Here is a 10,449-nt window from a genome sequence, read left to right as displayed (position 1 = left end):
GACCTCGCTTCGAGCTCAGGGACCTCGCCTCGCGCGCGGAGGCCTCGCGGCGCGCAGGGGCCTCGCGCCGCACAGAGCGTGCTCGCGGCGCGGAGGCGGCGTCAGTCGCCGTGCGCGTCGCGCGGACGCCACAGCACGATGTCGGTCGCGCGCCGCACGCGCGCACCGTGGCGCAGCGTCACGACCGAGCCGGTCGCCCCCGCGGCGAACACACGCGCACCCGGGCGCGACTCGCGTTCGGCGATGAGCTGACGCTCGAGGTCGTTCACGCGGCGCGAGAGGTCGTGCACCTGCTGCTCGAGCGTCAGCAGCCGCGCGATCGCGGGAAGGCTCATGCCCTCGCTCGACAGGCGCGCGACCTCGCGCAACTGCTGCACGTGCCGGCTCGAGTACCGGCGCGACCCGCCCTGGGTCCGCGCGGGAACGACGAGGCCGAGCCGGTCGTACTGCCGCAGGGTCTGCGGGTGCATGTTCGACAGCTCGGCGGCGACGGCGATGGCGAAGATGGGGGAATCCTCATCGATCTCTCGGTCGGCCACGTCTTCTCCTCTCGCTCGTGCCGTTCGCCGGGTCCCGGCATCCGTGATCCCGGATGCCGAGCCCCGGCGTGGTGGTGTTATCGCGCCTTGGCCATCAGGTCGGCGCGGGGATTCTCTTTCGGTTCGAGCTCGTGGAAACGCTCGAGGGCCTCGCGGGCGGCGTCGTCGAGGTGCGCGGGGACCGCGACCTGGACTTCGGCGAGCAGGTCGCCGGTGCCCTTGGAGGTCTGGATGCCACGCCCCTTGACGCGCAGCACGCGCCCCGACGGAGTGCCCGGGGCGACACGCAGCCGCACCGGGTCGCCGCCGAGGGTGGGGACCTCGATGGTCGCGCCGAGAGCCGCCTCGGTGAAGGTCACGGGGACCGTCAGCCGCAGGTTGAGGCCATCACGGGTGAACACCGGGTGCGGACGCACCGCGACGGTCACGACGATGTCGCCGCTCTCGCCGCCGTCCGGGGAAGGACGACCACGACCACGCAGGCGGATCTTCTGCCCGTCCGAGACGCCCGCCGGGATCTTCACCTTGAAGGGCTTGTTGTCCTCGCCCTGCAACGTGATGGTCTCGCCCTTGGCCGCGGTGACGAAGTCGATCGTCGTGCGCGCCGTGACGTCGGCCCCGCGCTGGGGGCCGCCGAAGCCGCGGTATCCGCCCGTCGTCTGACCGAAGCGTCCGGAACCGAAGCCCCCTCCGCCCTGGTCGAACATCGAGAAGAAGTCCTCGAAGCCGGCGGGACCGCCCGTGGTTCCCCCGCGCTGCTGACCGAAACGGCTGAACACGTCATCGAAACCGCCGCCGGCACCCGTCCCCGGAGCCGAGAAGCGCGCCCCCGAGCCCATGGCCCGGATCTGGTCGTACTCCTCGCGCTGCTCGGGATCGTTGAGCACCGAGTAGGCCTCGCTGATCTCCTTGAACTTGGCCTCCGCCTTCGCGTCGCCCGGGTTCGAGTCGGGGTGGTACTGGCGCGCCAGCTTGCGGTAGGTCTTCTTCAGATCGGCCGCGCTCACGCCCTTGTCGACACCGAGGACCTTGTAGAAGTCCTTGTCGAACCAGTCCTGACTCGCCATATGTCCTCCTCTTAGGCCGGCACGGCGACGACGACCTTCGCCGGTCGCAGTTCGACCGAGCCGAGGCGGTAGCCGACCTCGACGACCTCGAGGATCGTCGTCTCGGTCGCACCCGGGGTCGGAGCCTGGAAGATCGCCTCGTGCTGCTGCGGGTCGAACACCTCGCCGACGGCGCCGTACGAGACCACACCGAGGCGCTCGGCCACGGCGCGGACCTTCTCGCCGATGGCGGCGAGCGGGCTGCCCTCGACGAGGTCGCCGTGCTTGGCGGCGCGGTCGAGGTCGTCCATGACGGGCAGCAGGCCCTTCACGGCCTCGCCCTTGGCGCGCTCGATCTCGCGCTCGCGCTGCTCCTCGGTCCGTCGACGGTAGTTCGCGTACTCGGCCTGCAGGCGCTTGAGGTCGATCAGCAGCGACGCCTCCTTGTCGGAGGAAGCGCCCTCTGCGGCCGCCTCGGGGGTCTGCTCGGCGCCGAGGATGTCGTCGATGGTCAGGCCCTCGGCATCCGGGGTCTGGCCTGCATCCTGCGTCTCGGACTGCTCGCCCGACGGCGCGGGGCCGGAGGTGTTCTCCTCCGGCCCCGTCTCGTCAGGACCGGCGCCCGAGCCCGTGGGCTGTTCGTCGTCCTTGTGTGCCATGTTCTCTGCTTACTTCTTCTCGTCGGGGTTCTCGTCGTCGACGACCTCGGCGTCGATGACGTCTTCCTCGGGGTTCGGCGTCTCGCCGTTGCCGGGCTGGCCCACGTTGGGGTCAGCGGGCTCGCCCGCGGCCTGCGACGAGGCGTAGATCGCCTCGCCGAGCTTGCCCTGGCTGGCGTTCAGCTTGTCGAACGCGGTCTTGACCGCGTCGTCGTCGTCACCGGCGAGAGCCGTCTTGAGCGCGTCGACGTCGCCCTGCACCTCGGTCTTGACCTCGGCGGGGAGCTTGTCCTCGTTCTCCTTGATCAGCTTCTCGATCGAGTACGAGAGCGTCTCGGCCTGGTTGCGGGTCTCGGCGGACTCGCGGCGCTTCTTGTCTTCCGCGGCGTTCTCCTCGGCCTCGCGGACCATGCGCTCGATGTCTTCCTTCGGAAGCGACGAGCCGCCCGTGATGGTCATCGACTGCTCCTTGCCGGTGCCCTTGTCCTTCGCGGACACGTGCACGATGCCGTTCGCGTCGATGTCGAAGGTGACCTCGACCTGCGGGATGCCACGGGGAGCCGGGGCGATACCGGTGAGCTCGAAGGTGCCCAGCGGCTTGTTGTCGCGGGTGAACTCGCGCTCGCCCTGGAAGACCTGGATCGCGACCGACGGCTGGTTGTCGTCGGCGGTGGTGAAGGTCTCGCTGCGCTTGGTCGGGATGGCCGTGTTGCGCTCGATGAGCTTGGTCATGATGCCGCCCTTGGTCTCGATACCGAGGCTCAGGGGGGTGACGTCGATGAGCAGCACGTCCTTGCGCTCACCCTTGAGGACACCGGCCTGCAGGGCTGCGCCCACGGCCACGACCTCGTCGGGGTTCACGCCCTTGTTGGCGTCCTTACCGGTCTCCTTCTTGACGAGCTCGGCGACCGCGGGCATGCGGGTCGAGCCGCCGACGAGCACCACGTGGGCGATGTCGTCGACCTTGACGCCGGCCTCGCGGATGACGTCGGAGAAGGGCTTGCGGGTGCGGTCGAGGAGGTCCTTGGTGAGGTCCTCGAACTTGGCGCGCGTGATCGTCTCGCTCAGCGACACGGGGCCGGAGTCGGTCAGCGACAGGTAGGGCAGGTTGATGCTCGTCGACGTGGACGACGAGAGCTCCTTCTTGGCCTGCTCGGCCGCTTCCTTCAGACGCTGGAGGGCGATCTTGTCACCCGAGACGTCGACACCGGTGGTGTCCTTGAACTGCTTGATGAGGTACTCGACGAGACGCTGGTCCCAGTCGTCACCACCGAGGCGGTTGTCACCGGCGGTGGCGCGCACCTGGATGGTCGAGAAGTCGTCGTCCTTGCCCACCTCGAGCAGCGACACGTCGAACGTTCCGCCACCGAGGTCGAACACGAGGATGAGCTCGTCTTCCTTGCCCTTGTCGAGGCCGTACGCGAGGGCCGCGGCGGTGGGCTCGTTGATGATGCGCAGGACGTTGAGGCCCGCGATCTCACCGGCCTCCTTGGTGGCCTGACGCTCGGCGTCGTTGAAGTACGCGGGCACCGTGATGACGGCATCCGTCACGCTGTCGCCCAGGTACTCCTCGGCGTCGCGCTTGAGCTTCTGCAGGATGCGGGCCGAGATCTCCTGCGGCGTCCACTTCTTGCCGTCGACATCGAAGGTCCAGGTCGTGCCCATGTGGCGCTTGACGCTCGAGATGGTGCGGTCGACGTTGGTCACGGCCTGGCGCTTGGCGGTCTCGCCGACGAGCACCTCGCCGTCCTTCGTGAACGCGACGACCGAGGGGGTCGTGCGGAAACCCTCGGCGTTGGCGATGACCTTGGGCTCGCCACCCTCGAGGACGCTCACGACGGAGTTGGTCGTACCGAGGTCGATTCCCACTGCACGTGGCATATGTGTCTCCTTGCTTGTGAGCCCGGCCGGTGCCGAGCTCGTGGTTCTGATGAAGTCTTCTCGCGGGTTGAGCCGCGATGACTCAAGGTTATCGCAGCCCTCTCCGGGCGTCAAGGAGACTTGATATGAATTGGCTCAACTTCGGCGCGCAACTTGCGCATTCAGATGTCCCACTATGTGCAGCCGCAGGGCCACCAAACCGCACAAAGTGGGACACGCCCAACGGCCACGGCCCCGCCCAACGCTCAGACGTCCCACTATGTGCAGCCGCAGGGCCTTCGAACTGCACAAAGTGGGACACGCCCTCAGCGGTCAGGTCATTGCCGGCGCACGACACCGACGCCCCCGCGCCCAGAAGGGCAGCGGGGGCGTCGAACGGATGCCGCGGGCCCGGCGCGGCGGCCGGTCAGAGGCTCAGTCGCGGTCGCGGTCGCGGCGCTGCGGCCGGTCGCTGCGCTTCGCGGAGCGACCACCCTGGTCGAGCCGCAGGTCGATCAGCTGGCCCGAGATGCGGGTGTCGGCGAGGCGGTTGATCGTGTCGCGCGAGAGGTCGGCGGGGAGCTCGACGAGCGAGAAGTCCTGGCGGATCTGGATCGCCCCGAAGTCGTTGCGGCGCAGGCCCCCCTCGTTCGCGAGAGCGCCGACGATCTGGCGCGGCTCGACTCGCTGGCGACGGCCCACGGCGATGCGGTACGTCGCGAAGCGTCCGCCGCTGCTGCGCCGGTCGCCGCCCTCGCGCGGCTCGCGGGCCGGGCGGTCCGCGCGGTCGCGATCGAATCGCGGCTGCTGGATCGTCTCCTCCTCGAGCAGCAACGGCGTATCGCCCTGCGCCACGACGGCGAGGGCCGCGGCCACGTCGGCCTCGGGAACGTCGTGGTGCGCGACGTAGTGCGCGACGACGTCGCGGAAGGTCGCGATCGCCGCCGTGTCTTCGAGGGCCGCGGTGATCGCGTCGTCGAAGCGGGTCAGGCGCGTGGCGTTGACGTCGTCGACGCTCGGCAGCGACATCTCGGTCAGCGGCTGGCGCGTGGCCTTCTCGATCGCGGTGAGCATGCGGCGCTCGCGCGGGGTGACGAAGCTGATCGCGTCTCCGGTGCGGCCCGCGCGGCCCGTGCGGCCAATGCGGTGCACGTACGACTCGGTGTCGATCGGCAGGTCGTAGTTGACGACGTGGCTGATGCGCTCGACGTCGAGGCCTCGGGCGGCGACGTCGGTGGCGACGAGGATGTCGAGCTTGCCGCTCTTCAGCTGGTTGACCGTGCGCTCGCGCTGCACCTGGGCGATGTCGCCGTTGATCGCGGCGGCGGTGTAGCCACGGGCGCGCAGCTTCTCGGCGACCGTCTCGGTCTCGTTCTTCGTGCGGGTGAAGACGATCATGCCCTCGAAGTTCTCGACTTCGAGGATGCGCGTGAGCGCGTCGATCTTCTGCTGGTACGACACCACGAGGTAGCGCTGCGTGATGTTCGCCGACGTCGTGGTCTTGGTCTTGACCGTGATCTCTTCGGGGTCGTTGAGGTACTGCGCCGAGATGCGGCGGATCTGCGCCGGCATCGTCGCCGAGAAGAGCGCGACCTGCTTGGTCGACGGGGTGTCGGCGAGGATCGTCTCGACGTCTTCGGCGAAGCCCATCTTGAGCATCTCGTCGGCCTCGTCGAGCACGAGGAACTTCAGCTCGCTCAGGTCGAGCGTGCCCTTGTCGAGGTGGTCCATGATGCGACCGGGGGTGCCGACGATCACGTCGACGCCGCGGCGCAGCGCCGACAGCTGCTGGCCGTAGCCCTGACCGCCGTAGACGGGCAGCACCGAGACGCCCTTGATGTGCGCGGCGTACTTCTCGAACGCCTCGCATACCTGCAGCGCGAGCTCGCGGGTCGGAGCGAGGACGAGCGCCTGCGGGTTCTTGTGCCCCGTCTCCATCTGCGACAGCACCGGCAGCGCGAAGGCCGCGGTCTTGCCGGTGCCCGTCTGGGCGAGACCGACGACGTCGCGCCCCTGCAGCAGCACGGGGATCGTGGCGGCCTGGATGGCGGACGGGGTCTCGTACCCGACGTCTTTCAGGGCCTTGAGCACGGCGGCATCCAGTCCCAGATCGGCGAAGGTGAGCTTCTCGGGGGTGGTCTCAGCCTCAGCGGAGTCGACGGGGATTTCGGATGCCATGACTCCACGGTAGTCCGCTCCGCTGTCCCGCGCGGGCCGAAGGATAACCTGAACGCGCGCGCCGACGCCGGCGCGGCTGTCTCCCGGCGCACCGGGCGTTCACCGAAGGACCCTAGCGTGACCGACATGCCTTCCCCCGGGACCGCCTCGCCGAACGTCTCGACCCGCCGCCCGGTCATCGCCTGGGCCCTCTGGGACTGGGGTTCGGCCGCCTTCAACGCGGTCGTGACGACGTTCGTGTTCAGCACGTACCTCGCGAGCGAGCTCTTCGTCGACCCGGCGATCGTGGCCGCCGCGAACGGCAACGACGACGACCCCGCGCTCGTGCACGCCCTCGCCGAGAACGCGAGCGTCGTCGGTCTGGCGCTGATGTTCGCCGGCATCGTGGTCGCGTTGGTCGCCCCCGTGCTCGGCCAACGCTCCGACGGCACCGGACGCCGCAAACTCTGGCTCGGCGTGAACACGGGCCTGGTCGTGCTGGCGATGGCCGCCATGGTGTTCGTCGAGGGCACGCCCGCGTATCTCATCCTCGGCGCGACGCTCATCGCCGTCGGGAACGTCTTCTTCGAGTTCGCCAGCGTCAACTACTACGCGATGCTCACGCAGGTCTCGACGCGCGAGAACATCGGCCGCGTCTCGGGCTTCGGCTGGGGCATGGGGTACGTGGGCGGAATCGTGCTGCTCATCCTGCTCCTCGTACTGTTCATCCAGAGCTTCGGGAATCCGGATGCCGGTGGCCTCCTCGCCGTGTCGAAAGACGGCGGCCTGAACATCCGGCTCGCGATCTTGGCATCCGCCCTCTGGTACGCCGTGTTCGCGATCCCGGTGCTTCTGCGCGTGCCCGAGATCCCGGCGCAGCGACGCGAGGTGCGGGTGGGATTCTTCCGCTCGTACGTCGTTCTGTGGAACACGCTGCGGTCGCTCTGGCGCGACAGCCGGCAGGTGCCGCTCTTCCTCGTCGCGAGCGCGGTGTTCCGCGACGGCCTGACCGGCGTCTTCACGTTCGGCGCGATCATCGCGGCGCAGGTGTTCGGCTTCAGCTCGACCGAGGTGCTCTACTTCGCCGTCGCGGCGAACGTCGTGGCGGGGCTGAGCACGTTCGCGGCGGGACGCTTCGACGACCGCTTCGGACCGAAACGCGTGATCACCGCCTCGCTGATCTGCCTGATCGTGCTCGGCGCGGCGATGCTCTTCATCGGAACGTCACAGACCGGGTTCTGGATCGTGGGCCTCGGCCTGTGCGCCTTCGTCGGTCCGGTGCAGTCGGCGAGCCGGTCGTTCCTCGCGCGCGTCGCACCGGAGGGCCGCGAAGGTGAGATCTTCGGCCTCTACGCGACCACCGGACGCGCGGTGTCGTTCCTCGCCCCCGGCCTGTTCGCCCTGTTCGTCGGGCTGACGGGCGACACGCGACTCGGCATCCTGGGGATCGTGCTGATCCTCGCCGTCGGCCTGGTGCTGCTGCTCCCGGTGAAGGCGAAGCCGGCCGCGATCGTCTGAGCCGCCGCGCTGGCTTCGTGCGCGGCGCGGTGCGGAACGGCGCGTTGCGGTCGGGCGGCGCGGAGCGTGCGAAACTCCTGACTTTCCCGCACCGCTGTCGGGGATGTCCGTGTGATCTCGCGGCAGACGTCAGTGCCGCCCGCGATTCTTCAGGAGTTTCGCCCGCGCCGCGCGGACGACTCCGGATGCCGCGGACTCAGTCGCGCGGCCAGGCCTCGGCGAACTTCGCCAGCAGACGCGCGAAATCGGCGCGCTCGGCCTCGGTGAACGACTCGAGCGCGGAGCGCACGGCATCCCGTCGCCTTCCGCGGAAGCTCGAGATGAGCTTCTCGCCCTCGGGGGTGAGGCGCACGCGGGTGCGGCGGGCGTCGTCGGGGTCGGGCTCTCGCGCGACGAGACCCATCTGCGTCGCCTGCTGCACAAGGCGCGAAGCGCGCGGCTGATCCACACCCACCGCTTCGGCGATCTCGCTGACGGACAGGGCGTCGGATGCCGCGACCAGGGCGTCCAGCAGGCGCAGGCGCGCGGGTCCACCGAAGCGTCCGTGCGCGGGATCCGCCCACGGCGGCGCTCCGCGGCCCCACGGCCCTCCGTGGGAGTGGGGGTGGTGGTGATGCTCGTCCGGACCGAAAGGGGGACGCGGGCGTCGCCCGCGCAGCTTCGCGAGAGCGGCGGCGATGTCGTCGGCGGGATCGGAGGTCACGAGGGAATTTTACATGTCGCTTGACAAGCATTCGGAATACATGTCACAGTACATTCGTTGTCACATGACATACATCGACGGATATCCCGTCGCACGAAAGGACACCCCATGAACACCTCTTCTTCTCTTGATGCCCGCAGCCTCGCCCATCGCCTGAGCGCGGTGAGCCATGCACTGCACCACCGCCTGTTCGAGCAGCTCCGCGCGAGCGACCTCGACCCGCGGACCATCGCGATCCTCAGCGTCATCGACGGTCGCCTCGACGCCCCCTGGGTGAGCGACCGCATCTCCCGCGGCGGCAAGCGCGTCGCCGCTCTCGCCGAGCGCGGCTGGATCGCCCGGACCGACGACGCATGGACGCTGACCGACGAGGGACGCGCGATCCTCGACCGTGTGGACGCCGACCGCGCGTCGATCCTCGCCGACCTGCCCGCCGACGAGCTGGCCCAGCTCAGCGCCTCGGTCGATGCCGTCGCGGACGCCCTCGGGGTGGATGCCACGGACTCCGGGCCCCGCGGGTTCCGCGGCGGACGCGGCTTCGGCCCCGGCTTCGGGCCTGCGTTCGGTCCCGGCGCCGGCCGGGGCTTCGGCCGCGGTTTCGGCCCCGGATTCCGCGGGCACGGCGACCACGCCGGGTTCGAGCGCGGCGAGCGCACCGGGTCGGAGCGTGCAGAGCACGGTGAGCACGGCCACGGTCGACTCCGCCACCACGACGGGTTCGCGCGCGGCGAGCACGGCTTCGGCCGACACGGCCACGGCGCGCACCACGGCGGCGAGCACCATCACGGCGGCTCGCACCGCGCCCACCGCGCGGCGCAGCGTGCCTTCGAGCGCGGCTTCGACGCCGGGTTCGTCCGCGGCCGCGAGGCTTCGGCATCCGGTGAGCCCTCGGCATCCGAATGATCACCGATAAACGCTCTCCGCGACCAGAAACACGTGCACATCGTGTTTCTGTGCGTGGATCGCGTTTATGGCGCGGCACGCGCCGCGCAGCGAACAGCCCCACCGAGCTCGACTCGATGGGGCTGTTCGCGTGTTGCTCAGCGTCCGGCGGAACCCGCGTCGGTCGCGCCGACGTCGGTGCGGTGGAAGTTCAGCGCCGAGCGCGAAGCGGTCGGGCCGCGCTGCCCCTGATAGCGGTTGCCGTAGGGGCCGGAACCGTAGGGGCTCTCGGCGGGCGAGGTCAGGCGGAAATAGCAGACCTGCCCGATCTTCATGCCGGGCCAGAGCTTGATCGGCAGGGTCGCGACGTTCGAGAGCTCGAGGGTGACGTGACCCGAGAAACCCGGGTCGATGAACCCGGCGGTCGAGTGCGTGAGCAGGCCGAGGCGCCCGAGCGACGACTTGCCCTCGAGACGCGCCGCGACGTCGTCGGGCAGCGAGACCCGCTCGAACGTCGAGCCGAGCGCGAACTCGCCCGGGTGCAGGATGAACGGCTCGTCGGGGTCGACCTCGATCAGACGGGTCAGCTCGGGCTGGTCTTCGGCCGGGTCGATGAAGGGGTACTTGTGGTTGTCGAACAGCCGGAAGTACCGATCGAGCCGCACGTCGACGCTCGACGGCTGCACCATGGCGGGGTCGAAGGGGTCGAGCCCCAGGCGTCCGGAGGCGAGTTCGGCTCGGATGTCGCGATCGGAGAGCAGCACGAGGCCAGCCTAGAGCGCGGGGTCCGGCCGTGTCGTCGCGTGACGTGCCCGCTGCGCCGACACCGCGTCTGCTGGGCGCGATCTTGAAGATCGCCTGCGGTTTCGGCGAGGGATGCCATGGGACGCCGCCGGCGCGCGACGCAGACGCTGTTATGCTGGCCGGGTTGCCGCAAGGCATCCGGGGCTGTAGTTCAATGGCAGAACTTCTGCTTCCCAAGCAGACAGCGCGGGTTCGATTCCCGTCAGCCCCTCAAAAGGCCCGACTCACCGCCACAGGCGGTGTGGCGGGCCTTTCGTGTGGGTGCCGTAGGAAACGATCCC

At 69.5% G+C, this 10,449-nt stretch carries 9 protein-coding genes and 1 tRNA gene; 3 read left to right on the top strand and 7 right to left on the bottom strand.

Going from position 1 to position 10,449, the window contains the following annotated elements:
• Nucleotides 1-101 precede the first annotated feature (101 nt).
• From P2P98_RS14410 to P2P98_RS14390, 5 genes are all read right to left on the bottom strand, one after another.
• Nucleotides 102-539: a MerR family transcriptional regulator gene (locus P2P98_RS14410; RefSeq protein ID WP_275800795.1), complete on the bottom strand. Its 438-nt coding sequence runs from the start codon at nucleotides 537-539 to the stop codon at nucleotides 102-104.
• Nucleotides 540-616: 77 nt separating this feature from the next.
• A complete protein-coding gene (locus tag P2P98_RS14405; RefSeq protein ID WP_058597010.1) occupies nucleotides 617-1,606 on the bottom strand; it encodes a DnaJ C-terminal domain-containing protein in 990 nt (329 codons plus the stop codon).
• A gap of 11 nt (nucleotides 1,607-1,617) precedes the next feature.
• Nucleotides 1,618-2,244: a nucleotide exchange factor GrpE gene (locus P2P98_RS14400; RefSeq protein WP_058597009.1), complete on the bottom strand. Its 627-nt coding sequence runs from the start codon at nucleotides 2,242-2,244 to the stop codon at nucleotides 1,618-1,620.
• A gap of 9 nt (nucleotides 2,245-2,253) precedes the next feature.
• A complete protein-coding gene (dnaK, locus tag P2P98_RS14395) occupies nucleotides 2,254-4,125 on the bottom strand; it encodes a molecular chaperone DnaK (RefSeq protein ID WP_058597008.1) in 1,872 nt (623 codons plus the stop codon).
• Nucleotides 4,126-4,539: 414 nt separating this feature from the next.
• On the bottom strand, nucleotides 4,540-6,282 hold the full coding sequence (locus tag P2P98_RS14390) for a DEAD/DEAH box helicase (RefSeq protein WP_275800794.1): 1,743 nt from the start codon (nucleotides 6,280-6,282) through the stop codon (nucleotides 4,540-4,542).
• A gap of 126 nt (nucleotides 6,283-6,408) precedes the next feature.
• Between P2P98_RS14390 and P2P98_RS14385 the strand changes: the two genes are divergently transcribed.
• The gene (locus P2P98_RS14385) at nucleotides 6,409-7,779 is read left to right on the top strand and encodes an MFS transporter (RefSeq protein WP_275800796.1); all 1,371 of its coding nucleotides are present in this window, start codon (nucleotides 6,409-6,411) and stop codon (nucleotides 7,777-7,779) included.
• Between the two features lie 196 nt (nucleotides 7,780-7,975).
• Here P2P98_RS14385 and P2P98_RS14380 read toward each other — a convergent pair whose 3' ends face one another.
• Nucleotides 7,976-8,482: a MarR family transcriptional regulator gene (locus tag P2P98_RS14380; RefSeq protein WP_275800793.1), complete on the bottom strand. Its 507-nt coding sequence runs from the start codon at nucleotides 8,480-8,482 to the stop codon at nucleotides 7,976-7,978.
• 108 nt (nucleotides 8,483-8,590) lie between these two features.
• Between P2P98_RS14380 and P2P98_RS14375 the strand changes: the two genes are divergently transcribed.
• Nucleotides 8,591-9,385, top strand: coding sequence for a hypothetical protein (locus P2P98_RS14375; RefSeq protein ID WP_275800792.1), 795 nt, complete (start codon nucleotides 8,591-8,593; stop codon nucleotides 9,383-9,385).
• Between the two features lie 137 nt (nucleotides 9,386-9,522).
• On the opposite strand, the gene dcd is transcribed toward P2P98_RS14375, so the two are convergent.
• Entirely contained in the window at nucleotides 9,523-10,128 is a 606-nt protein-coding gene (gene dcd / locus P2P98_RS14370; protein WP_058597005.1) for a dCTP deaminase, read from the bottom strand.
• 180 nt (nucleotides 10,129-10,308) lie between these two features.
• On the opposite strand from dcd, the gene P2P98_RS14365 reads away from it, so the two are divergent.
• Nucleotides 10,309-10,379 (top strand) — tRNA-Gly (locus P2P98_RS14365).
• Nucleotides 10,380-10,449 lie beyond the last annotated feature (70 nt).

The sequence above is a fragment of the Microbacterium sp. Kw_RZR3 genome, assembly GCF_029222405.1.
Classification (GTDB): domain Bacteria; phylum Actinomycetota; class Actinomycetes; order Actinomycetales; family Microbacteriaceae; genus Microbacterium.
This window is presented reverse-complemented; position numbering and strand designations above follow the sequence as displayed.